Origin of the sequence: Paracoccus sp. 228 (genome assembly GCF_000967825.1) — a bacterium.
GTDB lineage: Bacteria > Pseudomonadota > Alphaproteobacteria > Rhodobacterales > Rhodobacteraceae > Paracoccus > Paracoccus marcusii.
The window spans coordinates 298,467-324,139 of sequence record NZ_JYGY01000004.1; the positions used below are offsets into that span (position 1 = coordinate 298,467).

24 protein-coding genes and 1 tRNA gene are annotated in these 25,673 nt (G+C 67.3%); 8 read left to right on the forward strand and 17 right to left on the reverse strand.

Annotation, left to right across the window (positions count from 1 at the left end):
* Positions 1–59 precede the first annotated feature (59 nt).
* Entirely contained in the window at positions 60–656 is a 597-nt protein-coding gene (locus SY26_RS14395) for a 2-hydroxychromene-2-carboxylate isomerase (RefSeq protein WP_046001070.1), read from the forward strand.
* Positions 653–1,429: an alpha/beta fold hydrolase gene (locus tag SY26_RS14400; protein WP_046001071.1), complete on the forward strand. Its 777-nt coding sequence runs from the start codon at positions 653–655 to the stop codon at positions 1,427–1,429. The genes SY26_RS14395 and SY26_RS14400 overlap by 4 nt, the downstream gene beginning before the upstream one ends.
* Here the strand turns inward: SY26_RS14400 and SY26_RS14405 are convergent.
* The 7 genes from SY26_RS14405 to SY26_RS14435 form a co-directional block, all read right to left on the reverse strand.
* Positions 1,426–1,773 carry an H-type lectin domain-containing protein gene (locus SY26_RS14405; protein ID WP_045982954.1) on the reverse strand — a complete coding sequence of 116 codons (348 nt, stop codon included), beginning with the start codon at positions 1,771–1,773 and terminating at the stop codon, positions 1,426–1,428. The genes SY26_RS14400 and SY26_RS14405 overlap by 4 nt on opposite strands.
* A gap of 102 nt (positions 1,774–1,875) precedes the next feature.
* A complete protein-coding gene (locus SY26_RS14410; protein ID WP_045982955.1) occupies positions 1,876–2,325 on the reverse strand; it encodes a F0F1 ATP synthase subunit epsilon in 450 nt (149 codons plus the stop codon).
* Positions 2,326–2,334: 9 nt separating this feature from the next.
* On the reverse strand, positions 2,335–3,759 hold the full coding sequence (atpD, locus tag SY26_RS14415; protein ID WP_045982956.1) for a F0F1 ATP synthase subunit beta: 1,425 nt from the start codon (positions 3,757–3,759) through the stop codon (positions 2,335–2,337).
* Positions 3,760–3,780: 21 nt separating this feature from the next.
* Positions 3,781–4,653, reverse strand: a complete 873-nt coding sequence (locus tag SY26_RS14420) for a F0F1 ATP synthase subunit gamma (protein ID WP_045982957.1) — start codon at positions 4,651–4,653, stop codon at positions 3,781–3,783.
* Between the two features lie 11 nt (positions 4,654–4,664).
* A complete protein-coding gene (atpA, locus tag SY26_RS14425) occupies positions 4,665–6,200 on the reverse strand; it encodes a F0F1 ATP synthase subunit alpha (protein ID WP_046001072.1) in 1,536 nt (511 codons plus the stop codon).
* Positions 6,200–6,766 carry a F0F1 ATP synthase subunit delta gene (locus SY26_RS14430; RefSeq protein WP_045982959.1) on the reverse strand — a complete coding sequence of 189 codons (567 nt, stop codon included), beginning with the start codon at positions 6,764–6,766 and terminating at the stop codon, positions 6,200–6,202. Before SY26_RS14430 ends, atpA begins: the two co-directional genes overlap by 1 nt.
* 273 nt (positions 6,767–7,039) lie before the next feature.
* The gene (locus SY26_RS14435) at positions 7,040–7,813 is read right to left on the reverse strand and encodes a methyltransferase domain-containing protein (RefSeq protein ID WP_046001073.1); all 774 of its coding nucleotides are present in this window, start codon (positions 7,811–7,813) and stop codon (positions 7,040–7,042) included.
* A 57-nt stretch (positions 7,814–7,870) separates the two neighbouring features.
* On the opposite strand from SY26_RS14435, the gene gloB reads away from it, so the two are divergent.
* On the forward strand, positions 7,871–8,617 hold the full coding sequence (gene gloB / locus SY26_RS14440; protein WP_046001074.1) for a hydroxyacylglutathione hydrolase: 747 nt from the start codon (positions 7,871–7,873) through the stop codon (positions 8,615–8,617).
* Between the two features lie 216 nt (positions 8,618–8,833).
* Positions 8,834–11,158: an ATP-dependent Clp protease ATP-binding subunit ClpA gene (gene clpA / locus SY26_RS14445; protein ID WP_046001075.1), complete on the forward strand. Its 2,325-nt coding sequence runs from the start codon at positions 8,834–8,836 to the stop codon at positions 11,156–11,158.
* A gap of 162 nt (positions 11,159–11,320) precedes the next feature.
* On the opposite strand, the gene SY26_RS14450 is transcribed toward clpA, so the two are convergent.
* The 4 genes from SY26_RS14450 to SY26_RS14465 are packed head-to-tail and all read right to left on the reverse strand — an operon-like array spanning position 11,321 to position 17,145.
* Complete coding sequence (locus SY26_RS14450; protein ID WP_232303357.1) at positions 11,321–11,962, reverse strand: aminotransferase class IV family protein; 642 nt, start codon at positions 11,960–11,962, stop codon at positions 11,321–11,323.
* Positions 11,923–13,053 (reverse strand): aminodeoxychorismate synthase component I, encoded by a 1,131-nt coding sequence (locus SY26_RS14455; RefSeq protein ID WP_046001076.1) that lies wholly within the window; start codon positions 13,051–13,053, stop codon positions 11,923–11,925. The genes SY26_RS14450 and SY26_RS14455 overlap by 40 nt, the downstream gene beginning before the upstream one ends.
* Positions 13,050–16,532: a transcription-repair coupling factor gene (mfd, locus tag SY26_RS14460; RefSeq protein ID WP_046001077.1), complete on the reverse strand. Its 3,483-nt coding sequence runs from the start codon at positions 16,530–16,532 to the stop codon at positions 13,050–13,052. The genes SY26_RS14455 and mfd overlap by 4 nt, the downstream gene beginning before the upstream one ends.
* Before the next feature lie 40 nt (positions 16,533–16,572).
* Positions 16,573–17,145, reverse strand: a complete 573-nt coding sequence (locus SY26_RS14465; RefSeq protein ID WP_046001078.1) for a hypothetical protein — start codon at positions 17,143–17,145, stop codon at positions 16,573–16,575.
* 94 nt (positions 17,146–17,239) lie between these two features.
* Between SY26_RS14465 and hemB the strand changes: the two genes are divergently transcribed.
* On the forward strand, positions 17,240–18,235 hold the full coding sequence (hemB, locus tag SY26_RS14470; RefSeq protein WP_046001079.1) for a porphobilinogen synthase: 996 nt from the start codon (positions 17,240–17,242) through the stop codon (positions 18,233–18,235).
* Between the two features lie 70 nt (positions 18,236–18,305).
* Complete coding sequence (locus tag SY26_RS14475) at positions 18,306–18,932, forward strand: YSC84-related protein (protein WP_045982966.1); 627 nt, start codon at positions 18,306–18,308, stop codon at positions 18,930–18,932.
* Here the strand turns inward: SY26_RS14475 and SY26_RS14480 are convergent.
* The 3 genes from SY26_RS14480 to SY26_RS14490 form a co-directional block, all read right to left on the reverse strand.
* A complete protein-coding gene (locus SY26_RS14480; protein ID WP_046001080.1) occupies positions 18,929–19,642 on the reverse strand; it encodes an intradiol ring-cleavage dioxygenase in 714 nt (237 codons plus the stop codon). The two genes, SY26_RS14475 and SY26_RS14480, sit on opposite strands and share 4 nt — an antisense overlap.
* Positions 19,643–19,708: 66 nt before the next feature.
* Positions 19,709–20,353 (reverse strand): GntR family transcriptional regulator, encoded by a 645-nt coding sequence (locus tag SY26_RS14485; protein WP_084693866.1) that lies wholly within the window; start codon positions 20,351–20,353, stop codon positions 19,709–19,711.
* Positions 20,354–20,384: 31 nt separating this feature from the next.
* Positions 20,385–21,080, reverse strand: coding sequence for a M48 family metallopeptidase (locus SY26_RS14490; RefSeq protein ID WP_046001081.1), 696 nt, complete (start codon positions 21,078–21,080; stop codon positions 20,385–20,387).
* A gap of 97 nt (positions 21,081–21,177) precedes the next feature.
* Between SY26_RS14490 and SY26_RS14495 the strand changes: the two genes are divergently transcribed.
* Both SY26_RS14495 and SY26_RS14500 read left to right on the forward strand, forming a co-directional pair.
* Positions 21,178–21,495 carry an FYDLN acid domain-containing protein gene (locus tag SY26_RS14495; protein WP_045982970.1) on the forward strand — a complete coding sequence of 106 codons (318 nt, stop codon included), beginning with the start codon at positions 21,178–21,180 and terminating at the stop codon, positions 21,493–21,495.
* Positions 21,496–21,685: 190 nt separating this feature from the next.
* A tRNA-Ala gene (locus SY26_RS14500) sits at positions 21,686–21,761 on the forward strand.
* A 54-nt stretch (positions 21,762–21,815) separates the two neighbouring features.
* Here SY26_RS14500 and SY26_RS14505 read toward each other — a convergent pair.
* The 3 genes from SY26_RS14505 to SY26_RS14515 form a co-directional block, all read right to left on the reverse strand.
* Positions 21,816–22,502: a hypothetical protein gene (locus SY26_RS14505; RefSeq protein ID WP_046001082.1), complete on the reverse strand. Its 687-nt coding sequence runs from the start codon at positions 22,500–22,502 to the stop codon at positions 21,816–21,818.
* A 1,224-nt stretch (positions 22,503–23,726) separates the two neighbouring features.
* Positions 23,727–24,857 carry a glycosyltransferase 61 family protein gene (locus SY26_RS14510; protein WP_052715296.1) on the reverse strand — a complete coding sequence of 377 codons (1,131 nt, stop codon included), beginning with the start codon at positions 24,855–24,857 and terminating at the stop codon, positions 23,727–23,729.
* 212 nt (positions 24,858–25,069) lie between these two features.
* Positions 25,070–25,582, reverse strand: a complete 513-nt coding sequence (locus tag SY26_RS14515) for a GNAT family N-acetyltransferase (RefSeq protein ID WP_046001083.1) — start codon at positions 25,580–25,582, stop codon at positions 25,070–25,072.
* Positions 25,583–25,673: the final 91 nt, after the last annotated feature.

Below are 25,673 nucleotides of genomic sequence, written 5' to 3' on the forward strand. Positions count from 1 at the left end.
AGATTGCGGTTGCCTTAGCACCGGGCTAGCCTGCGGGCAAACCCGGAAAGGACAAGGCCATGGCCCATATCGACTATTATCTGGGGACGATCAGCCCCTGGTGCTATCTTGCCGGCGACCGCCTGGAACAGATCGCCGCCCAGCACGGTGCGCAGATCACCTACAAGCCCCTGGACCTGCTGCAACTGTTCGACCGGACCGGCGGGGTGCGCCCGGCGCAGCGCCATGCCAGCCGGATGGACTACCGCAACCAGGAACTGCCCCGGTGGGCCGACCATCTGGACATGCCCCTGAACCTCAAGCCCGCGCATTGGCCAGTCAACATGGCGCCGTCGTCCTATGCCATCATCGCCGCGCAGGCGGCGGGGGGCGATGTCGGCGCGCTGGTCCAGGGCTTTCTGCGGGCGGTCTGGGCCGAGGATCGCGACATCAGCGACGACGCGGTGATCCGCGACATCCTGGGCGCCAACAAGTTCGACCCGTCCCTGGCCGACACGGGCCTGTTCGTGGGCGCCGAGACCTATGGCCGCAACCTGGAACAGGCGGTGGCCGCCGGGGCCTTCGGCGCCCCCTTCTATGTCGTGCGCGAGACCGATCAGCGGTTCTGGGGCCAGGACCGGCTGGACTTTCTGGACCGCCATCTGGCCGCGCTATGAGCGGACTGCACCTGCGGCACTGGCCGGGCGATCCGGATCGCCCGGCACTGGCGCTGCATTGCATGATGGGCAGCGGGTCGGCCTGGGGTCCAATCGCGCGGCTGCTGGAGGGGCGCGTCGATCTGCGAGGCTTCGACATGCCGGGCCACGGGCGCAGCGACGACTGGCAGCCCCAGCCCGACAGCCCCAACTATCACACCGCGGTCACGCGTCTGGCCGCAGCGATGATCGACCGGCCGCTGGATCTGATCGGTCACAGCTTCGGCGCGACCGTGGCGCTGCGCATCGCCGTCGCGGCGCCCGATGCCGTGCGCAGCCTGACCCTGATCGAACCGGTGCTGTTCGCCGCCTGCCCAGACCCGGCCCAGGACGCGCTGGATGCCCGCATGGCCGTCCTTCTGGATCAGGGCCAGGACGACCAGGCCATGGCGGCCTTCCTGTCGGTCTGGGGCGCGCAGGACCCCGACCGCCTGCCCCCCGAGGCCCGCGCCCAGATGGTGCGCCAGATCCGGCTGGTGGCCGGGACCGGAGACGCGCTTCGCCATGACAGCGCCCGCATCCTGCGGGAGGGCGGGTTGGAGCAGGTCGACGCACCGGTGCTGCTGGTCCAGGGGGCCGACAGCCCGGCGGCGATCGGCGGCATCATCGACGCGCTGGCGGGCAGGTTGCCCGATGTCGGGCGCGCCACGATCCCCGGTGCCGGCCACATGGCGCCCCTGACCCATCCGGAACAGGTCGCGGGACTGATCGGGGTCAACCTGGACCGCGCCTAGAGGATGAAGTCCTGTTCGTCGGGCACGGCCCCGATGGCCATCCACTCCACCCGCATCCGCGCGATGCGGGTGTCGCCCCAGGTGCGGAACAGGATGTCGAACCCGGTCAGGGTCACGTTCTCGACCTGCAGGTCGCCGCGCTGGTTGCGATCGCTGTCCAGGTCCCACATCCCGACGCCAAGATGCACGACAGGCGGCGCCACGAAGCGGTCGCCGAACTCGACGCGCTGGCGGTGCGACCGGTCGCCCGTCTCGGTCCACATCGGCCCCTGCGTGTCGAAATCAGAGACCATCGTGACCGCACCGCGTGCGATCCCGATCTCGTGGGTTGCAAATCGTATCATCCGGTCCTTCCCGTCACCCGCGCGGCGATGCTAGCGGCGGCCATGGAGAAAAAAAAGCCCCGGCAGTGCCGGGGCCTTTCAAGATGTCGATGGTCGGACGGATCAGTCCGGAACCGTCGACTGATTGGGGTCCAGCCCGATATGGGTGCCAAGCGCCTGCATGTCGCCCAGAAGCTTGACGGCGGCGGTCACGACCTCTTCGCCGACATGTTCGCGCCGATCCTTGGCACTGCGATGGGCGCGGTGGGCGTCCTTCATCATGTCGTTATAGACGTCCTGCGTGATCTCCTCGCGCGGGTGTCCGCGTTCGGCCAGCAGGCTGACGCTGTCCTGGTTGATCTCGGCAAAGCCGCCGGTGACGGCGAATTCGCTGGTGGTGCCGTCGGCACCCACCAGGATCACCATGCCCGGACGCAGGGTCACGATCGTGGGCGCATGGCCGGGCATGGCGGTCAGATCGCCATCGCTGCCCGGCAGGCGCACCTCGCGCACGGGAACGGAGGCGAGGCTCCGTTCCGGCGACACGAGGTCGAACTGCATGGTATCGGCCATTCTGCCCCCTTACGCCGCTTCTGCGGCCAGACGCTCTGCCTTGGCCTTCACGTCGTCGATGTCGCCGACCATGTAGAAGGCCGATTCCGGCAGGTGGTCGTACTCACCCGCGACGACCGCCTTGAACGAGGCGATGGTCTTCTCCAGCGGCACCTGGACGCCGTCGGAACCGGTGAAGACTTTGGCCACGTCGAAGGGCTGCGACAGGAAGCGCTGGATCTTGCGCGCACGGGTCACGGTCAGCTTGTCCTCTTCGGACAGTTCGTCCATGCCCAGGATCGCAATGATGTCCTGCAGCGACTTGTACTTCTGCAGGATGCCCTGCACGTCGCGCGCCACCTGATAGTGCTCCTCACCGACGACGGCGGGGTCCAGGATGCGCGAGTTGGAGTCCAGCGGGTCCACGGCCGGGTAGATGCCCAGTTCCGAGATTGCGCGCGACAGAACCGTCGTGGCGTCCAGGTGGGCGAAGGTCGTGGCGGGCGCCGGGTCGGTAAGGTCGTCGGCCGGGACGTAGACGGCCTGGATCGAGGTGATCGAGCCGTTCTTGGTCGAGGTGATGCGTTCCTGCATCGCGCCCATGTCGGTGGCCAGCGTCGGCTGATAGCCCACGGCGGACGGGATGCGGCCCAGCAGAGCCGACACTTCGGAACCGGCTTGGGTAAAGCGGAAGATGTTGTCCACGAAGAACAGCACGTCCGTGCCCGACGCGTCGCGGAACTGCTCCGCCAGGGTCAGGCCGGTCAGGGCGACGCGCATGCGGGCGCCCGGCGGCTCGTTCATCTGGCCATAGACCAGGGCCACTTTCGAATCGACCAGGTTGTCGGGGACGATGACGCCCGATTCGACCATCTCGTGGTACAGGTCGTTGCCCTCGCGGGTGCGCTCACCCACGCCGGCGAACACCGAATAGCCCGAGTGCACCTTGGCGATGTTGTTGATCAGTTCCATGATCAGAACGGTCTTGCCCACACCGGCGCCGCCGAACAGGCCGATCTTGCCGCCCTTGGAATAGGGGGCCAGCAGGTCGATGACCTTGATGCCGGTCACCAGGATCTCCGAGCTGGTCGCCTGCGCGGCGAAGTCGGGGGCGGCCTGGTGGATGGCGCGGGTCTCGCTGGTGGCCAGGGCTTCGCCCTCGTCCACGGGCTCGCCCACGACGTTCAGGATGCGGCCCAGGGTCACGTCGCCCACGGGCACCATGATCGGGTTGCCGGTGTCGGTCACGACCTCGCCGCGGACCAGACCTTCGGTCGCGTCCATGGCGATGGTGCGGACGGTGTTCTCGCCCAGATGCTGGGCAACTTCCAGCACCAGCGTCTTGCCGTTGTTTTGGGTTACCAGCGCGTTCAGAATCGCGGGAAGCCGGTCTTCGAACTGCACGTCAACGACGGCGCCGATCACCTGCGTGATTTTACCAGTGGCCTCTGCCATGTTGTCACCTTTGCTTTACGGTCAGAGCGCCTCGGCGCCCGCAATGATTTCGATCAGCTCCGTGGTGATCGCAGCCTGACGCGAGCGGTTGTACTGCGTCGTCAGCCTGTCGATCATGTCGCCCGCGTTGCGCGTGGCGTTGTCCATGGCACTCATCCGCGCGCCCTGCTCGGACGCCGCATTCTCCAGAAGCGCCGCAAAGATCTGCGTGGCCACCGAACGGGGCAGCAGATCGGCCAGCAGTTCCTCCTCGCCCGGTTCGTAGTCGTAGAGGGCGTTCGTCTCGGACGCGCCCTCGGGGACTTCGGCGGGGATGATCTGGCGCGCGGTCGGAACCTGGCTGATCACCGATTCGAACCGGTTGTAGAAGATCGTCGCCACGTCGAAATCGCCGGTGTCGAAGCGGGTCAGCACCTCGTCGGCGATGGCGCGGGCCGTGTCATAGCCCATGCGCTTGACCTCGGAGAGGTCGACATGGTGCACGAACAGGCTGCCATAGTCGCGCTTGAGCTGCTCGCGGCCCTTCTTGCCGACGGTCAGGATCGCGACGTCCTTGCCTTCGGCGCGCAGCCGATCGGCGTGCTGGCGGGCCAGACGCACGATCGAGCTGTTGAAGCCGCCGGCCAGGCCGCGTTCCGCCGTCATCACGACCAGCAGATGACGCTTGTCGTCGCCCGTTCCGGCCAGCAGGCGGGGCGCGCCGGACTGGCCTGCCGCATTCGCGGTCAGGCCGGCCATGACGGCCGCCATGCGGTCGGCATAGGGACGCGCGGCTTCCGCCGCGTCCTGCGCCCGGCGCAGTTTCGCGGCGGCGACCATCTGCATCGCCTTGGTGATCTTCCGCGTGTTCTTGACGCTTCCGATCCGGTTCTTGAGATCCTTGAGACTGGGCATCTATTCCCCCCTCAGGCGCGGGTGCGGTTGTATTCGTCCAGCGCCGCCTTGATCGAGGCTTCCAGCTCGCCGCTGACCTTACGGTCGTTGCGGGTCATGTCCTCCAGCAGGTCGGACTTCTGGCCGCGCAGGAAGTGGATCAGACCGTCTTCCCAGGCAACGACGTCGCGCACGGGCACGTTGTCGATATAGCCCTTGGTGCCGGCATAGATCACGATGACGATCTCGGCGTTGGTCAAGGGACGGTACTGCGGCTGCTTCATCAGCTCGGTCAGGCGCGAACCGCGGTTCAGCAGGCGCTGCGTCGCGGCGTCCAGATCCGAACCGAACTGGGCGAAGGCGGCCATCTCGCGGTACTGCGCCAGTTCCAGCTTGACCGGACCCGCGACGGATTTCATCGCCTTGGTCTGGGCGGCCGAACCCACGCGGCTGACCGACAGACCGGTGTTCACGGCAGGGCGGACGCCTTGGAAGAACAGTTCGGTCTCCAGGAAGATCTGGCCGTCGGTGATCGAGATCACGTTAGTCGGGATATAGGCCGACACGTCGCCCGCCTGCGTCTCGATGATCGGCAGCGCGGTCAGCGAGCCCGAGCCGTTGGCCTCGTTCAGCTTGGCCGAACGCTCCAGCAGGCGCGAGTGCAGATAGAAGACGTCGCCCGGATAGGCTTCGCGTCCGGGCGGACGGCGCAGCAGCAGCGACATCTGGCGATAGGCCACGGCCTGCTTGGACAGGTCGTCATAGATGATCAGCGCGTCCATGCCGTTGTCGCGGAAGTATTCGCCGATCGCGGTGCCCGAATAGGGCGCCAGGAACTGCATCGGCGCCGGATCGGACGCGGTCGCGGCCACCACGGTGGTGTAGGCCATGGCGCCGGTCTCTTCCAGCTTCTTGACCAGCTGGGCCACGGTCGAGCGCTTCTGGCCGACGGCGACATAGATGCAGTGCAGGGTCTTCATGCCCTCGGCCTCACGGCCGTTGTAGCTCATCTGGTTCAGGATCGTGTCTAGCGCGATGGCTGTCTTGCCGGTCTGACGGTCGCCGATGATCAGCTCGCGCTGACCGCGGCCGACGGGGATCATGGCGTCGACCGACTTCAGGCCGGTCGCCATCGGCTCGTGGACCGACTTGCGCGGCATGATGCCGGGGGCCTTCATGTCGGCGATGCGACGCTCGGTCGTCTCGATCGGGCCCTTGCCGTCGATCGGGTTGCCAAGGCCGTCCACGACGCGACCCAGCAGGGCCTTGCCGACCGGAACGTCCACGATCGAGCGCGTGCGCTTGACGGTGTCGCCTTCCTTGATCGAGCGGTCGTCGCCGAAGATCACGATACCGACGTTGTCGGTCTCGAGGTTCAGCACCATGCCGCGGATTCCGCCGGGGAACTCGACCATCTCGCCGGCCTGGACCTTGTCCAGACCATAGACGCGCGCGATGCCGTCACCGACGGACAGGACCTGACCAACTTCGGCAACTTCGGCGTCCTGGCCGAAGTTCTTGATCTGCTCCTTGAGGATCGCCGAAATTTCGGCAGCCTGGATTCCCATTATCCGACCTCTTTCATGACATTCTGCAGGGAAGCGAGCTTCGAGCGGACCGAACTGTCGATCATCTGCGAGCCCAACTTGACAATCATGCCGCCGATGAGGGTCTCATCGACGCGCGTGTTCAGCTTGACCGTCTTGCCGGATTTCTCGGCCAGGGTCTGTTTCAGGCGGTCCATCTGCGCATCGGTCAGCGCGATGGCGCTGGTGACGTCGGCGGTGACCTCGCCCCGCTCCGTGGCGATCAGCTCCGCCAGGCGGGCGGTCAGCTGCGGCAGCACGAACAGGCGGCGATTCTTCGCCATCAGCTGCAGCGTGTTGGCCAGCACCGGCGACAGGCCCATGCGGGTCGACAGCGCGCCGATCGCGGCCGCCTGCTGGTCGCGGGAATAGATCGGGCTGGCGATCAGGTCGCGCAGCTCGGCGCTGTCGTGCAGGGCGGCGTTCAGATCGTCGGTCTGGGTGGCCAGGGCGTCCATGCCCCCGCTTTCCTTTGCGATCTCGAAGACGGCCTGCGCATAGCGTCCGGCGATGCTCTGGGAGATGGAAACAGAGTTGGCCACGGTCATCCTTTACGGTTTGCGCAAACCCCGCTGGCGGGCCGGGCTGCTGCCTGGTCTGTCGCGGGGTGCGGGTCGCGGTCGCGCGGCTGATGGAAGGTCGCGCGCAAATCTGGGGCGTCTCTAGCAGGTGATTTGACGCCCGGCAACCGTCCAGGGCCCTGAAACGCGGGCCTTTGCGACAAACGGCGCAGGATCGGCGAAACCCCACGGGGACAGCGCTAACACCCCGCATCCCGAGCCCGCGCACCGTGCGGCAGGATGTCGCATCAGGGGCCGGTTTCAGTCGATTTCGCGGGCCGTCGGGGCGGCTTGCGGACGCGGACGGGCCACCCCGTCCAGGATCTCCAGCGGACTCGGCACATGGATTCGCACCCCGGGGCCGACCGGCGCGCGGGCGTGCTTGGACAGTTCGACCATGATGACGCCGGCGATCAGCACCCGGCTGATCCGCGCGCCGGTGCGTTCCCAGAACTGGGCGCTGCGCAGCCAGAATCGCCGGTCCGAGGGCGGGATGTAGATGGCGCTGCCGTGCCAATCGGGCTGGAACCCCGCGCGGCGCATCTGCGCCTCGATCTGACCGGTGGTGTAGGACCGCCCAAAGCCGAAGGGCGTGCGGTCCGAGGCGGCCCACAGGCCCGCCCGGTTCGGCACCATCAGCATCATCCGCCCGCCGGGCCCAAGGCAGCGCCATGCCTCGGTCAGCAGTTCGCGGGGATGCTCGCTGGTCTCCAGCCCGTGCAGCATGACCAACCGGTCCAGGCTGCCGGTCTGGATGGGCCATGCGGTCTCGTCGCACAGGACGGCATGGTTGGGCATGCCCGCGGGCCAGCCCATCACCCCCTGCGGGCCGGGCATCAGCGCGGTCACCCGCCGCGCGGTCGGCAGATAGGGCCGCAGCATAGGCGCCGCGAACCCGAACCCCGCCACGGTCATGCCGCTGCTGCGCGCAGGGTCCCACCGCGCGGTCAGCCGGTCGCGCAGGATCCGCTGGACCACGCGCCCCAGCGCCCGCTGGTAGTAGAACCGTCGCAGCTGGTCGATGTCGTGGTGCATTGCGCGCGGGTCCCGGTTTTGACAGGCTCAGGTGAACACATGGTCAAGGATTTGCCAATGCCGCTGGAACTGGTCACGCTGCGCTGTCTCAAGGACAACTACGCCTATCTGCTGCATTCCGACGCGGGCACCGTGCTGATCGACGCGCCCGAGGCCATTCCGGTCCTGACCGAGCTGGAGGCGCGGGGCTGGGGGCTGGACGCGATCCTGCTGACCCATCACCACGACGACCACATCCAGGCCGTGCCGGAGATCGTCGCCGCCACCGGTGCGCGGGTCATCGGGGCCGCCGCCGATGCGCATCGCCTGCCGCCGCTGGACGTCAGCGTCGCGCCCGGAGAGCCGCTGGAGGTTCTGGGCGAACCCGTCCACGTGATCGACGTGTCGGGCCATACCGTGGGCCACGTGGCGTTTCATTTTCCGGACAGTGCGATGGCCTTCACCGCCGACAGCCTGATGGCCCTGGGCTGCGGTCGCCTGTTCGAGGGCGACCCTGCGATGATGTGGGACAGCCTGTCGCGGCTGAACGCCCTGCCCGGCGACACGCTGATCTGTTCGGGGCACGACTATTGCACGGGCAACGGCGCCTTTGCCCTGTCGGTCGATCCCGACAACGCGGCGCTGCAGGACCGCCTGTCGGCCATCGCCGAAGCGCGCATCCCTTGTGCCCCCGCCACGCTGGAGATGGAGCGCGCCACGAACCCCTTCCTGCGCCCCGCCGCGCTGGCACCGGCGCTTGGGATGGCGGGGGCGGACGACGCGCAGGTCTTTGCCCGCCTGCGCCGGATGAAGGACGATTTCTGAGGCCTGCGGCATCGGCGCGCGGGGGCGTGCCGGCCCCGCGCTTGAAATGCGGGCTTTGCGACATCACATCTGCCTCAAGCGTGGGAAAATCGTGGCACCTGTCTGAAAAATCACTTGAAGCCGAACGAAATCCACCAAATCTTAACCCTACCGTGACAGTCTGGGCAGGTGGGCCGCGAACAGCCCATACCGCCAGCCGACTGACAGGAGACGACCGTGCCAAGTTTCTCGACCTCCCTGGAACAGGCCATTCACCAGGCGCTTGCGCTGGCGAACGAACATCGACACGAGCTTGCGACGCTGGAACACCTGTTGCTGGCGCTGACCGAGGAACCCGATGCGGTCAAGGTCATGCGCGCCTGCAACGTGGACCTCGAGGATCTGCGCAAGACGCTGGTCGATTTCATTGAGGATGACCTGTCGACCCTGATAACCGACGTCGAAGGTTCGGAGGCCGTGCCCACGGCCGCGTTCCAGCGCGTCATCCAGCGCGCGGCGATCCACGTGCAAAGCTCGGGCCGGCAGGAGGTCACCGGCGCGAACGTGCTGGTCGCGATCTTTGCCGAGCGCGAATCGAATGCGGCCTTCTTCCTGCAGGAGATGGACATGACCCGTTACGACGCGGTCAACTTCATCGCCCATGGCGTGGCCAAGAACCCGTCCTTCAACGAGCCCCGCAAGGTGGTCGGATCGGAGGAGCCGGTCGAGCAGAGCAAGGCCGAGGCCGCCCCCGACCCCAAGGACGAGACCGCGCTTGGCAAGTACTGCGTCGATCTGAACGTCAAGTCCAAGAAGGGCGATGTGGACCCGTTGATCGGACGCGAATCCGAGGTCGAGCGGGCCATCCAGGTCCTGTGCCGCCGGCGCAAGAACAACCCGCTGCTGGTGGGTGATCCGGGCGTGGGCAAGACCGCCATCGCCGAGGGGCTGGCGCTGAAGATCACCCGCGGCGAAACCCCCGAGGTCTTGGCCGGTGCGACGATCTTCTCGCTGGACATGGGCGCGCTGCTGGCCGGCACACGCTATCGCGGCGACTTCGAAGAGCGGCTGAAGGCCGTCGTCAAGGAACTGGAGGCGCATCCCGACGCCATCCTGTTCATCGACGAGATCCACACCGTCATCGGTGCGGGCGCGACCTCGGGCGGGGCGATGGATGCGTCGAACCTGCTGAAACCCGCGTTGGCGGGCGGCAAGCTGCGCTGCATGGGCTCGACGACCTACAAGGAATATCGCCAGCACTTCGAGAAGGACCGCGCGCTGAGCCGCCGGTTCCAGAAGATCGACGTGAACGAGCCTTCGGTGCCGGACACCATCAAGATCCTGATGGGCCTGAAGCCGCATTTCGAGGCGCATCACGACCTGCGCTATACCAATGACGCGATCAAGTCGGCGGTGGAGCTGGCCGCGCGCTACATCAACGACCGCAAGCTGCCGGACAGCGCCATCGACGTCATCGACGAGGCCGGTGCCGCCCAGCATCTGGTCAGCGAGAGCAAGCGCCGCAAGACGATCAGCCCCAAGGAGATCGAGGCCGTCGTGGCCAAGATCGCCCGTATCCCGCCCAAGAACGTCAGCAAGAACGACGCTGAGGTCCTGCGCGATCTGGAAGCCGGTCTGAAGCGCGTTGTGTTTGGCCAGGACAATGCCATCGAGATGCTGTCCAGCGCCATCAAGCTTGCCCGTGCGGGCCTGCGCGAGCCTGAGAAGCCCATCGGCAACTACCTGTTCGCGGGCCCGACCGGTGTCGGCAAGACCGAGGTGGCTAAGCAGCTGGCCTCCAGCCTGGGGGTCGAGTTGATCCGCTTCGACATGTCGGAATACATGGAGAAGCATGCCGTCAGCCGCCTGATCGGCGCGCCTCCGGGCTATGTCGGCTTCGACCAGGGCGGCCTGCTGACCGACGGCGTGGACCAGCACCCGCATTGCGTGCTGCTGCTGGACGAGATCGAGAAGGCGCATCCGGATGTATTCAACATTCTGCTGCAGATCATGGATGCGGGTCGCCTGACCGACCATAACGGCCGGACCGTCGATTTCCGCAACGTGATCCTGATCATGACCTCGAACGCGGGCGCCGCGGATCAGGCCAAGGCCGCGATCGGCTTCGGCCGCGACCGGCGCGAGGGCGAGGACACTGCCGCGATCGAACGGACCTTCACGCCCGAGTTCCGCAACCGTCTGGATGCGATCATCTCCTTTGCGCCGCTGTCACGCGACGTCGTGGTCCACGTCGTCGAGAAGTTCGTCTTGCAACTGGAAGCGCAGCTGATGGACCGCAACGTCCATATCGAACTGACCCCCGAGGCTGCAAACTGGCTGGCCGAAAAGGGATACGACGACCGCATGGGCGCCCGCCCCTTGGGCCGCGTGATCCAGGAAAGCATCAAGAAGCCCCTGGCCGAGGAACTGCTGTTCGGACGCCTGACGAAGGGTGGCGTGGTGCGCGTCAAGATCGAGGATGACAAGCCGGCCTTCGACATCACCGGCCCCGATGCCCCACGGATCGGCAAGTCCAAGACACCCTTGCTGACTGCTGAATAAGCGCGAAAGGCCCCGCCACCACGGCGGGGCCTTTTTCGTCATGGGCCGGCGTTCCTGAACGCCGCCGGCCATGAACCAGAACCGACGATCGCGACAAGGGAGGCGGGGGCAACGCCCCCGCGCGGGGCGGGCCCCCTCGATGGGGGTCCGCCCCGCTCCCGATCAAGGTGTGATCAGCCGTGCCGGGATCAAGCCGCGCAATGCGTTGCCGCAGTAAAGCTGGCCCTGCTGCAGATCCGCCACCGTCAGCACGGCCTCCTGTGCCCGACCATCGGCCAGCAGCGTCTCGCGCAGGACGCCCGGCAGCAACCCGCTGCGCGACGGCGGCGTCAGCAGTCGACCATCGCGGCGCAGGAAGATGTTGGTGATCGTGCCCTCGCACAGCTCCCCGTCGGCATTCCTCAGCAACCCTTCGTCGATGCCGGAGGGCAGCGCCGCGCGGGCGGCGTCATAGATCGGTCGATGCGATGTCTTGATCCGCAACCATGGGTCGCCCGCCTCAAGGCGCATGTCCGACAGGACCACCCGCCAGACCGCCGGGTTCGGCGGCAGCGGTGCATGGGTCAGGGCGACCTGCCCCCCCTGATCCACCGACAGCCGCGCCCGAAGAGCCGCACCATGCGGCAGCCCCGCCAACGCCGCCGTGACGCTGTCTTCGTCCAGCGCGATCCCGGTGGCTGCGCAGCCGCGGCGCAGACGTGCCAAGTGGCGCGGCCACAGGGGGATACGGCCGTCCGCCTCGGCGCGCATGGTCTCGAAGACGGTCAGACCGTCGGGGATCGGCCCAAGAATGCGGCCTTGCACAGTGCTTCCTCCCATTCGGACCCGGCTTGGCTGTCATGCACGATGCCGCCGCCGACATTCAGGCGCAACCGCCCCGGCGTTTCCACCCAAGGCGACCGGATCGCCACGTTGAACCGCATTGGCCCTGCCGGATCGACCCATCCGATGGCCCCGCAATAGATCTCGCGCGCGGCGCCCTCCAGATCGGCGATGATCTGCATCGACCTGACCTTGGGCGCTCCGGTGATCGACCCGCAGGGAAACAGCGCCGCGAGAATCTGTGCCAGCCCCGCGTCGGGAGCCAGCTGACCCTGCACCGTCGAGACCATCTGATGCACGGTGACATAGGTCTCGACATGGAACAGCTGCGGGACGCGAACGGTGCCGGGCAGGCAGATGCGGCTGATGTCGTTGCGCAACAGGTCGACGATCATCAGGTTCTCGGCCCGGTTCTTGGCCGATCCGTGCAGCGCCTGCGCAGCCTGCGCGTCATTTGCCGGGGTGTCGCCGCGTGCGGCCGTGCCCTTCATCGGGCGGGTGGTGATGTGCCTGTCGGCATCGACGGCAAAGAACAGCTCGGGCGAGCGCGACAGGACGACCGGCCCTCCCAGATCGACAAAGGCCCCCTCGCCCACCGGCTGCCGGGCGGCCAGCGCGGCATAGATCGCCAGGGGATCGCCCTCGACCTCGGCCTGCAGCGGGAATGTCAGGTTGATCTGATAGGTGTCGCCTGATTCGATCAGCCCGTGCACGGCCGCGATGGCCGCGTCATAGCGCGCGCGATCCCACAGGGGGCGCACCGCGCCGATGGCGACGCCGTCGGGTGACGGCAGCGGATCCGCGGGATGGGGGCCGTCAAAAACCCCCATCAGGATCAGCGGCATCTGTCGGTCCGCAGGCATCAGCCCGGCCAGCCGCGGGATCAGCGCGTGACCCAGCTCATAGGACAGATACCCCGCAAGCCAGCAACCCCGCTCGGTCGCCGCCTGCATCGCGGCCAGAGCCGGCCCCACGCCCACCGCGCTGTCCGCCCGGATGATCGCCTTCGGGGCGCGGAACAGCGTGCCGTCGCCCAGGGGCCCGGTGTCGAACCGGATCTGCCCGCCCGTCACGTGGCGGCCTTTTTCGCGGCGGCGCGACCTTCCTTGATCTTGGCCGCCAGATCGCGCGCCACGGCGAAGGCGCCCTTGATGCGTTCGCCGTCGGTGGCAAAGTCGCGCTTCAGCACGACCTTGTTGTCGGTGACCTTGGCGGTGCCGCGTTCGTCGGACAGGAAATCGACCAGCCCGGCGGGGTTGGGGAACTTGTCCTGATGAAACTGGACCGTGATGCCCTTGGGGCCCACGTCCAGCTTGGCGATGTTGGCGCGCTTTGCCATCGCCTTGATGCGGATCACCAGCAGCAGGGTGTTGACCTCGCGCGGCAGCGGTCCGAAGCGGTCGATCAACTCTGCCGCAAAGCCCTCCAGCTCGACCTTGGTCGTCAGGTCGGCCAGGCGTCGATAAAGACCCAGCCGCACGTCCAGATCGGGGATATAGCTGTCGGGAATGGTCACCGGCACGCCCAGGTTCAGCTGCGGCGCCCATTCGTCCTCGGGCGTGCCCTCCAACTCTCCGGATTTCAGCTTGGCGATCGTCTCCTCCAGCATGGCCTGGTACAGCTCGAACCCGACCTCCTTGATGTGGCCCGACTGCTCCTCTCCCAGAAGGTTGCCGGCCCCGCGCAGGTCAAGGTCCTGGGATGCCAGGTTGAAGCCCGCGCCCAGGCCGTCGATGTTGCCCAGGAACTTCAGCCGCCGCATCGCCTGCGGCGTCAGCGGCGCACGCGGCTTGGTGGTCAGGTACGCATAAGCCCGCGCCTTGGAACGACCCACGCGACCGCGGATCTGGTACAGCTGCGACAGGCCGAACATGTCGGCGCGCCAGACGATCATCGTGTTCGCGGTCGGGATATCCAGCCCCGATTCGACAATGGTCGTCGCCAGCAGCACATCGTGGCTGCCATCGTAGAAGGCGTTCATGCGGCTGTCCAGGTCGCCCGCCGCCAGCTGGCCATGCGCCACGATATAGGACAGCTCGGGCATGTTCTCGGTCAGCCAGTGCTCGATCTCGGGCAGGTCGGTCAGGCGGGGCACGACAAAGAACGACTGCCCGCCGCGATACTTCTCGCGCAGCAGCGCCTCGCGGATGGTGACGGTGTCGAATTCGCTGACATAGGTGCGGATCGCCAGGCGGTCGACCGGCGGCGTGCCGATCACCGACAGGTCGCGCACCCCCGTCAGCGACAGCTGCAGCGTGCGCGGAATGGGCGTCGCGGTCAGGGTCAGCACGTGGATGTCGCTGCGCAGCTCCTTGAGCCGCTCCTTGTGGCCGACGCCGAAATGCTGCTCCTCGTCGATGATGAGCAGGCCCAGATTCTTGAACCGCACGCCTTTGGCCAGCACTGCATGAGTGCCCACGACGATGTCCACGCTGCCGTCAGACAGGCCGGTGCGGGTGGCCGACGCGTCCTTGGCGCTAACAAAGCGCGACAGCGGGCGGACGGTGATGGCGGTGCCGCGAAACCTTTCGACGAAGCTGCGGTAGTGCTGGCGGGCCAGCAGGGTCGTGGGGGCCACGACGGCGACCTGCATCCCCTGGCTGGCCGCGATGAAGGCCGCGCGCATGGCGACCTCGGTCTTGCCGAACCCCACGTCGCCCACGATCAGGCGGTCCATCGGGCGGCCGATGGCCAGATCGCCGGCCACGTCCTCGATGGCGGACAGCTGGTCGTCGGTCTCGCTATAGGGGAAGCGCGCGGCAAAGGCCTGCCAGTCGTGGTCGTCGGGTTCCATCACCGGGGCGGGACGCAGCAGGCGTTCGGCGGCGACGCGCATCAGCTTGTCGGCGATCAGCTTGATGCGTTCCTTCAGCTTGGCCTTGCGGGCCTGCCAGGCTCCGCCGCCAAGCCGGTCCAGCAGGCCCTCCTCGTGGCCGTACCGCGACAGCAGCTCGATGTTCTCGACGGGCACGAACAGCCGGTCGCCGCCTGCATATTCCAGCGCCACGCAGTCATGCGGCACCTTCATCGCCATGATCGTCTCGATGCCGGTGTATCGGCCGATGCCGTGTTCCACATGCACGACCAGATCGCCCGGCGACAGGGTCTGGGTGTCCTTCAGGAAGTTGTCGGCCTTGCGCCGTTTCTTGGCGCCACGGATCAGCCGGTCGCCCAGCACATCCTGTTCCGAGATCACCGCCAGCCGCCCCAAGGCGCTGCCGTCGGCCACGAAACCCTCGTCCAAGGGCCAGACGGTCAGGCCGATGCTGCCCGGCTGGTCCGGCAGGTCGCGGATGTCCGCGATGGGCTTGGCCCCGGCCAGCCCCTCGTCCGTCAGAAGACCAGACAGGCGTTCGCGTGCGCCATCGGAAAAGCTGGCGATGATGACGCGGTGGGTGCGCGCCAGCGCCTTGACGTGATCGGCAAGCGCGCCGAACAGGTTGATCTGCTCGGCCTGGCGTTCGGGGGCAAAGTTGCGCCCCTGCCGGCCGCCCGCGTCCAGCACGCCCGGCCCGGGCGGCTGCTGCAGGACCGACAGGCGCAGCACCCGGTGCGGGGCCAGCCAGGCGTCCCATTCGGCATCTGTCGGAAACATCGCGTCGGGTGGCACGGGCTTATAGACCGTGTCGGCCCGCCCCTTGGCAGCCATCGCGGCGCGACGCGCCTCGAACTGTTCGCGGATCATCGTGCGGCGGGCGTCGATCACCTGGCCGATGTGATCGTCCAGCACCACCGACGCGCCGGGGGCATAGTCGAACAGGCTCTCCATCCGGACGTGAAACCACGGCAGCCAATGTTCCATGCCGGCCGTCTTGCGGCCCGCGCTGACGCTTTCGTACAGCGGATCGCTGGTCCCGCCGCCGTATTCGGTGCGATAGCTTTGCCGGAACCGGGTGATCGAGGGTTCGTCCAGGATGACCTCGGACATCGGCGCCAGCTCGATCCGGTCCAGCTTTTCGGTGGTGCGCTGCGTGTCGGGATCGAACCGCCGCGCGCCGTCCAGCACGTCGCCGAACAAGTCCATGCGGATCGGGCCGGTGGTGCCGGGGGGATAGATGTCGATGATGCCGCCACGGATCGCGTAATCGCCCGGGTCGGTCACGGTCGCGGTCTGCGCGAACCCCATGCGCACCAGGAACTCGCGCAGGGCGACCTCGTCGATGCGGTCGCCCACGCGCGCGATGAAGGCCGTGCCGCGGACCAGATCGCGGGCCGGCACCCGCTGCAGCACGGCGTTCAGCGTGGTCAGCAGGACGAACGGTCCCTTGATGCGCCCCTGCGCCAGCCCCGCCAGCGTCGCCATGCGCGCGGCCTGAACCTCGGGCGCCGGAGAGATGCGGTCATAGGGCGTCGTGTCCCAGGCCGGAAAATCCAGCACCGGCAGATGCGGTGCCATGAAGGCCAGCGCCTGGCGCATCGCCTCCATGCGGCGGTCGTCGCGGGCCACGTGGATCACGGGCGCGCCACGGTTCTCGGGTCGCGCCGCCTCGCGCGCGATCAGCGCGGCGTCATAGCCTTCGGGCGCACCGGACAGGATCAGCTTGTCGGACATGGATGCTGACCTAAGCGGCTGCGCGGGGAAGTCAAGCGGGCTAGAAGCCCACAGGATGCAGGACCGTCCACAATGCCCCCCACAACGCCGTCACCGCGACCGCGATCATCGACAGGATCGTCACGAAGCGCTTGTGCCAGACCATCGCGCGGGCCGCATCGCCCGCCGCCTGCGACACGGGGGCGCGCCCCTCCTGCGCGGCATGGACCAGCGGCACCAGACGCCGTGCCAGGCGCACGCGCATCCAGAACAGCACCCAGAACGGCAGCAACAGCAGCGTCAGCGCCTGCGCCATCTCCAGCCAGAAGACGAACCCCAGCACCGCCAGCGAGGTCATCAGAAAACTGGTGACGCCCAGAAAGGCCGCCCCCTCGCGCGGGCGCAGCTGCCAGCGGGGCAGGATCAGCGACAGCCAGTCCAGCAGCGTGATGACCGCCGGTCCCTGCGCATCGTCGCCCGCCAGCGACGCCCGGGCGCGGGCCAGGACCTCGGTCGGAATGCCCAGCACGCTGCGCCCGGCGACCGACCACATGCCGATCAGCACAAGCCAGAACCAGATCGTCGAAAAGGACCGGCTGCCCAGAAGCCCGATCAGGTTGTCGAATTGCGGCACGGGCAGTTCCTTGTCCTTGTCTGCGCGCGACCTTAGAACGGGTTTCAACCAAGGAAAAGCGGCACGGTTGCCCCACCCCAGACAGGAGGCCCCCATGGCCAGTCCCATCATCGCCCCCTTCCCCGCCGGCCGCCTGCGCCGGTTGCGCCGCAACGCCAACATCCGCGCGATGGTGTCGGAGCGGAACCTGACCCCCGCCAACCTGATCTGGCCGATCTTCGTGACCGAGGTCGCCGGCGCCGAGGGCGAGATCGCCTCGATGCCCGGGGTCGAACGCCTGACCCTGGACGGCGCGCGGCGGGCGGCGGAACGGGCGGCGCGGCTGAACATCCCCGCGATCTGCATCTTTCCCCATTCCGACCAGGCCAGCCGCACCGACGACTGCGCCCGCGCATGGGATCCCGACAATATCGGCAACCTGGCCATCCGCGCGGTCAAGGACGAGGTCCCCGACCTGGTCGTGATGACCGACATCGCGCTGGACCCCTATAACGCCAACGGCCATGACGGGCTGGTCCGGGACGGAGAGATCCTGAACGACGAGACCATCGAGGCGCTGGTGCGCATGGCGCTGGTCCAGGCCGATTGCGGCGCGGACATCCTGGGGCCAAGCGACATGATGGACGGGCGCATCGCCGCCCTGCGCGCCGCCCTGGAACGCCATGACCACAAGAACGTCGCGATCCTGTCCTATGCGGCGAAATTCGCCAGCGCGTTCTACGGGCCGTTCCGCGACGCGGTGGGTGCGTCGGGCAGGCTGGTGGGCGACAAGAAGACCTATCAGATCAACCCCGCCAACCGCGGCGAGGCGATCCGCTGCGTCGCGCGCGACCTGGCCGAGGGCGCGGACATGGTCATGGTGAAACCCGGCATGCCCTATCTGGACATCTGCCGGGCCGTGAAGGACGAATTCGGTGCGCCCACCTTCGCCTATCAGGTCAGCGGCGAATACGCGATGATCGAGGGGGCGATCCGCAACGGCTGGCTGTCGCGCGACGCGATGGTGGAAAGCCTGCTGGGCTTCCGCCGCGCGGGCTGCGACGGGGTGCTTAGCTACTTTGCGCCGACGGTGGCCGAAATGCTGGCATGACGCCGGTGGCTGGCGTATCTTGCGCGCCAACGGGCCGAGACGAGCCCCGCACCCCGACACGAGGCGACACATGACCCACCCGATCCACCTGTCCCGTCGCAACCTGCTGCTGACCGGGGGCGCGGCCCTGCTGGCCGCAGGCTGCAGCAACGCGGTCGGCAGCGACGCGGCCGCCCAGCTGGATGCGCGCGTCGACCAGACGCACCAGTATCTGGTGACCACCTATCCCGCATCCCAACCCCTGCTGCAGAACGCCCGCGGCGTGCTGTACATGCCCCTGATGACCGAAGCCGCGCTTGGCTTTGGCGGCGCCTATGGCCAGGGCGCGCTGCGGATCGGCGGGCAGACCGTCGACTATTACTCGGCCACCCGCGCGACCGTGGGGCTTCAGGCGGGCGCGCAGCAATACGCGCATGTGCTGATCTTCCAGGACGAACAGGCGCTGACCGCGTTCCGTGCGGCACCGGGCTGGACCGCGGGTGCCGGGGCCTATTACGCGCTGCCGTCGGGCGGCATGGCGGTGGGGGCCGATACGTTCAGCGCCCAGTTCCCGGTCGTGGCGATGATCTTCGGCCAGTCGGGCCTGATCGCCGGTGCGGCGATCGAGGGGACGAAATACACCCGCGTCATCCCCTCGGCCCTGCCCAACGTCCAGTTCGGCAATCTGGGCCTGCCGCCGATGGGCGTGCAGGGCTAGGACCGCGACAACAGCGCCCCGCGGTCATCGGCCAGCCCGATGACCATCGCGGCCTCGAACCCGCCCTCGACCTGCGTGACCTCGGCATAGGCGCCCTGCCCCGCGCGGCGCGCGATGCCGTCCTGATCGTTGAAGATCTGCCCCCGCGTGCTGTCGCGGGCGTAATCGGGCAGCTGGTCGAAGACCGCACGGCTGAAGCGGTCGGGAAAGAAGATCTGACCGGTCAGCAGGTCGCGTTCCCCCAGCAGCACCTTGAAATGCACATGCGCCGTGCGGCCCTGATACCATCCGGGCCAGATGGTGCGGAACGCCGCCCGCCCGGCCTGGTTGGTCACCTGCGCGCCGCGCAGGAAGGTCTCTCCGCTCAGGTCGCCCTGCTGCTGGCCGGGATACCCGCTGTAATTGCCCTGCGCGTCGCAATGCCAGACATCCACCCGCGCGCCCTGGATGGGCCGGCAGGCCGCATCCACCACCTGCAACCGCAGCGCCAGCGGATAGCCCGCACGCCCGTCGCGGATGTCGCCGCGCATCAGGCGCGGATCGAAGTAGAACGGCCCCTGCGTCGTCGCCGGGGTCACCTGGCAGACGTTCGCGGCGATCAGCCGGGCGGCACGGGCATCCTGGGCCAGCGCCTGCCCCACCGCCCCGATGCCCAGCACGGACGGCGCGGCGATGGCCAGGCTTTGCAACAGCTGACGGCGGTCGATCATTGGGCATCTCCTGTGGTCGGGATGCCATGATGCCCTGCGGGGGACGCGGGCAAAGTCACATTGCCGTCAGGCGCCCTCGGTCGAGGTCAGGTGCCGCAGGCCATGCGTCACGTCGGCCCGCACCGCCAGGCGCAGCGCGGGCTCGTCACCGGCGCGCAGCGCGGCCAGGATCATGCGGTGATGGCGCGGCGGTTCGTTGCGCCGCACACGACCATAAAGCGCGCGCATCGTCGGTCCCAGCTGCAGCCAGATCGTCTCCAGCATGGCCAGCATCGCGGGGGCCTGCGCCCGCAGATACAGCATGCGGTGAAAATCCAAGTTGCAGCGGATATAACCCACGGCATCGTGGCGCTCGACGGCATCCGCGATCCGCCCGTTCATCACCGCCAGACGGTCGATCAGCGCAAAATGCGCCCGCGGCAGGGCGCGGGCCGCCAGCTCGGGCTCGATCAGCGCGCGCAGGGCGGCCAGTTCCTCGATCCGGTCGTCGGACAGGGCCGGTGTGGCCACGCGTCCCGATCCCGACAGCGTCAGCGCGCCTTCGGCGACTAGGCGGCGCACGGCCTCGCGCGCGGGGGTCATCGACAGGTTGTGATCGCGCGCGATGCCGCGCAGCGTCAGCGCCTTGCCCGGCGGCAGTTCCCCCAGCATGATCTGGCTGCGCAGGCTGCGATACAGGCGTTCATGGGCGGTGGGGTCGGTCGGGCTCATGGCCATGATGTGATCACAAATCCGGGCTGCGTCAATCGCGGAACCGCCATAGCATCAGATCGCCCCCCTGCGCGCGCAGCCACGCCCGATGCGGGGCATGACCGGGCATCAGCGCCTCGACCTGGGCCCAGAACCGGGCCGAATGATCCATATGCGCCAGATGCGCGACCTCGTGCGCCGCGACATAGTCCAGCACGGCCGGCGGCGCCATCGCCAGGCGCCACGAGAACATCAGCCGCCCGTCATGGGTGCAGCTGCCCCACCGGGACCGCGTGTCGCGCAGGGCGATGGCGGCATAGGGGCGCCCCAGTGCCTCCGCGAACCGGTCGCAGGCCACCCGCAGGCGCAGCATCGCCAGATGCTTCAGCCAGGCGGCCGCAACGGCGCCCGCCGGGCGTCCTTCGGGGATCAGCAGGCGGCCGTCCTGAACCTGGGCGCGCCGCACCGGCGCCGGTGTCAGGATCAGCGCCCGCCCCTCGACCGGCAGGGCCGCGCCGGGCACCGCCGCCTGTCGCAGGGGCAGCCGGCCCACCGCCGCGCGCAGCCAGTCCCGGCGCGACCGCGCGAAATCCTGCCCCTCGGCCAAGGGTACGCCCACGGGCAGGGTCAGCACCGCGCCCGACCCGTCGCGGGGCACGCGCAGGGTCATCCGCCGTGCGCGCGGCGACCGTCGCAGACGCACCGCCAGCCCCTCTTCGATGATGATCCGCTGATCGCCGCTTGCCATGCCCGCCTTGGCCTGCCAGATAAAGCCTTTGACACCCCTTGGCCTCTGTGGCAGGGGATCACCCGATTTCCCCTAATCGCGGCTGAAGGAGAATACCATGCCCAAAGAGGAATGGGGCACCAAACGCCTGTGCCCGCATTGCGCCACCCGCTTTTACGACCTGAAGGCAGATCCGATGACCTGCCCGGCCTGCGGGAACACGTTCACGGTGACCAGCCTGACCGACGGTCGTGGCAAGACGCTGGTGACCGAGAAGACGGCCGCGGCGAACGATGACGACGAACTGGTCGACGACGAAGAGGATATCGCCGACGACGCGGGCGAGATCGACGACGATCTGCTGGAAGAGGACGACGACGACGGCGACGTGTCGCTGGACGACATCGCCGATGTCGCGGGCGACGAAGAGGAATAAGACCCAAGGCCGCGCCCGAAATGGCGCGGCCTTCTTCGTTGCGGCGCACCGATGCGGAGCGCCGCGCAGGCCTGCCGGGGGAATTTCCGGAAACTGCACGGCACCGCCGATTTTCCGCTTGCACCCCGCCGCGCCCCCTCCTATAGACCCCACACGCGGCGGCGCAGACGCGCTTCGCGGACCTCACGGTGGGGCCATAGCTCAGTTGGTAGAGCGCTTGAATGGCATTCAAGAGGTCAGGGGTTCGATTCCCCTTGGCTCCACCATTAGACTTTCCTTGACATTTCAGACAGCTGAGCCGACCCGCAAGGCCGGCCTGTCTAGACGTCGATCTCGAAGCCTGGCAGCCAGCGGTGCAGCATCGTCCCCGGCAGGTGAACGGCCGGGCGCGACAGCGTCGTGCGCAACAGGCCGCGGCGGGCCGGATGGGCATTCCCCTCGACCCGCATGTTCTGGCGCTGCATCGCGTAGCGTACGCCGGTAACCGGCCCGTCGATGGTCAGGTGCAGATCATTGCCGTCAAGGGCCAGCGCGGTGATCGTGCCGCCGCCGGTGACCTCGACGCCCAGAAACGCGTCGATGCCCCGGCCGCCATAGGGCGAGGCCTGATGGGCCGCCAGGGCTTCGTCCGGGCGCAGGGCAAAGCGCAACGTGATCCGGTCGCCCTGACGCCGTGCGGTCGGGCGCGGGATCGTCCAGCCGCGCCCTGCCATGGTTTCTCGCAGGGCCCATGCCGCCAGCTCTCCCATGATGCGGGAATGGTGCAGGTCCGGGTGCACGCGGTCGGACAGGGCCGAGGGATAGATCGGCCCCACCATCACGGCATCGTCGCGCCCGGCCACGAAAGCCAGCTGATCGGCGGCGGCATGGTTCGTGTCGCTGCCGTGATGCGACTGGTCCGACCCCGCGGTCTGCATCAACAGGATCATCTTGCGCGCGGCGGGGTAAAGATCGTCCAGCCGGGCCCGGATGCGGTTCCAGTGCGCCTGCAAGGCGTTCAGATACACACCCGGCGCGGCCTTGGCGGTCCGCTTCTCCCTGGATCCAGAAATAGACGACCGTCTCTGGCGCGCTCCCCTCCCGCAAATACGCAAGGTGCGTGCCGTTGATGATCATGTCCATGTTTTGACGGACCAGCCCGTCGGACTGATCCAAAACGGCGATGGTCTGCCCGGAGACTGGGCTGCCTGAATCAGCAATCGGTGCGTACCTGCAATGACCGGCATACTCGCTGTTTAGGCCGGACAGCGCTTGAGCCATCGAAAGCGCCGGTGGCATCGGCCCTGCTATCCTAACGCGTGCGAAGACGGCTTCAGAAAAATCGACAGGCCCAACACGTATTTGTAGCCCTTGGAGATCGACTAAACGTCTTTCAGATCCGGTGTAGAGCCCACTGAGCATCTTTACATCAGGGCGGCCCAAGTCGGCCAGTTCCAGCTTGTCGTTCGCAGGCACATCCGGCCCTAACGCCAGCGACTGGCCATTAAAATGGATAAGCATTGGCGATCCGGGCACCAGTTTTTCGGCTGATGCCCACCATGACGACATCCACGTTCGTAAGTCAGCGTACCCGCCCCTCTCAAAAAGATGCATTCGCAACGCGTGCGGCCTTATGGGAGCTTTATTGCCGAATTGAATCTGACGGATTTGTAGCTGATCAATGGGATCGTGGGACCTGCTCTCTTCGATCATACCGTCACTGTGATAGGTGATCAGATGACCGTCCGCAGTCATTAGGAAGGTCAGCGTTTGCCGATCTTGCAATCGACTGACGAAATCCATCCGCGCGGCACCAGCCCGTACAATCCACCGCGTCCCCATATCCCGAAACAAAAGGTTTCGCCCATTAGCATCGATCAAGGACAATATGGTCGCATGAGGAGATGGCGCGTCCTGAGAAAAGCTGAACTCTAGCAGCACGGCGGTGGCACTGAGATATCCCGCCGCAGGCAGGACGCATCGCAGGCTGGTGCCCCGGACAACATTGATCCCGTCCGGCCCGGCGGACAGAACCGTGCCGGGCGGATGCGCCCTGAGCGAAAGGTCGCGCTGGCCCCGCAGCGTGACCGTGGCGACCTGACTGTCCGGGGGTGTCAGGCAGCGTCAGGACCATGGGCGCGGGCACCGATGCGCCATCTGACCCCGGGGTCGAGCCGTCGGACGCGTTGCCGCGGGTCATCGGGGCAGCGACACCCGGCCGGACCTGCCCGATGCAGAGAGATCATGGCCCCTCATGCCGAGGCCTTGGCCGTTCTTCTGGCGTGACGTTCCAGATTTTCGTCCAACGGGTTGAAGGCCTGTCCGTGCAGGTCGGCGATTCGCTGCAGATCCGCGTCGCGCTGGCTGTCGGTCAGCGCGGGCCAGGGCGTGTCGCCGCTGATCATGCCCCGGTCGCGCAGCATCCGCCAGGTCCGCGGAAAGTCCATCTCGCCGAACGACCCACGTCCGGGGCGCAGCGCGCCGCCCTGAACCCAGTCGCGTTCCAAAGTGTTGATCTCGAACGCGGTCATGCCGGTGAAGGTCTGCAGCTGGCGCACGAAGCCGGGTGCAAAATCCATGCTGCGCCGGGTCAGGATCGCCACCCGCTGCGCGGCATTGCCGACATAGGCCATCATGTGCAGCGGAGAGCAGTCGACCGTGATGATGTCCCGCGCGGCCTTGTAGTGCGCGATCTGGACCGCCGCCGGGTGCTTTTGCGGATGGAACATCTGATAGCCTTCCTGGGCCAGATACCCTTCTAGCAGGCTTTCGGCGATCAGGCCGCCGCGCTGCGCGGGCAGCAGGCTGCGCGAGACATAGATCCGTTCGGGCCCCGCCGGGTCGATCCCCGCGCCGGCATGCGCGCCGACAAAGTCGCGGAACTTGGCGCTGCCGACGGTCAGATCGCCCATGCCGACGCCTTGGCGCGGCACGTGCAGACGCTCGACCCGGGTGGGCGTGGTGATACAGCGGACCGGCACATCCAGCCCCAGCGAATCCATCAGCGGCCGCAGGGCCTTGAGCATCGGTTCCAGGTTGGCCGAGCTTTGCTTGGGCGTGAACAGCACGCCATCGATCTGGCCCCGCAGCGCGTCCAACGCCCATGCACGGGCAAAGCTTTCGGTGATGAAATGGCCGAAATGGCCGTACAGCGTCCCCCCGAACATCCAGCTGCCGGACAGGGTTTCGACCGTGTCGGGCATGGCGGGGGCGGCATTCACGGGCTCTCGGCTGTTCGACCAGCTGATCGAGTTTTCGACCATCCGCCCGTCGGGTGTCAGAACGCCCGACGCCTGCTGGCGGCCCCGCCCGTCAACGGGCGGTGGCACCAGGATCGCGTCCTGAACAAGAACCAGATCGTCGGGGGCTTCGAGGTCGAACATCGTCAAACGCTCCGATGGCTGCAAATCTTCGGGATGAAATGGTACATGATGCTTCAACTCAGGAGAGAACGGTACAGGACCGGAACGATCCGGTCCAGCCGCTACACGCCCCGGCCACGCTCAAATGCAGCAAATGCCGTTCGGACGGACGGTATGACCGCGGCAATCCACCCCGGCGGCATTCCCGTCCGGCGCGCCGCGGTGTCGTGGCCCTATCGGGCGGTGGCCCGGCTGAACACGGCGTTCGGATAGGCCTGATCGGCGATCCGGAACGCCGTGGTGCCTACCCTGTCGAACCGGTTCCCTTGATAGAAGGCGATCGCCGGGGCGTTCTCGGCATTCGTCGTCAGCCAGACCGAACCGGCGCCCTTGCCCGCCGCATGATCCAACCCCTGGTGGAGAAGCGCCCGACCCAGACCGCGGCCTTGGTGCCGCGGCTGGACATAGAGGGTGGATATCTCGGTCGTGGAGCAGCCAGCGACGGGCGCCGCCTTTCCACTGCTGATGCGGATGAACGCGTCCGGCCCGTCGTCGTTCTGAGAGACGATGACATGTTCGTCCGGGTCGCCGATCACCGCGGCCAGCCTTGCGGGGGTGAACTGTGTCAGGGCGTAGGTGGCAAAAGCGTCGCTGACGCCGCGACGGATGTATGTGCCCAGCCAGACCTCGATCGAGATGGCGGCAAGCATCGGGGCATCGGAAGGTTCGGCAAGGCGAAATCTCATGCCATCGCCTTTGATCGGGACGTTGCGTGCGGGCCCGCCGGCAACCAGTTCATGTGCCGCAAATCCGGCGGGATACCGGCACCGCAGATGG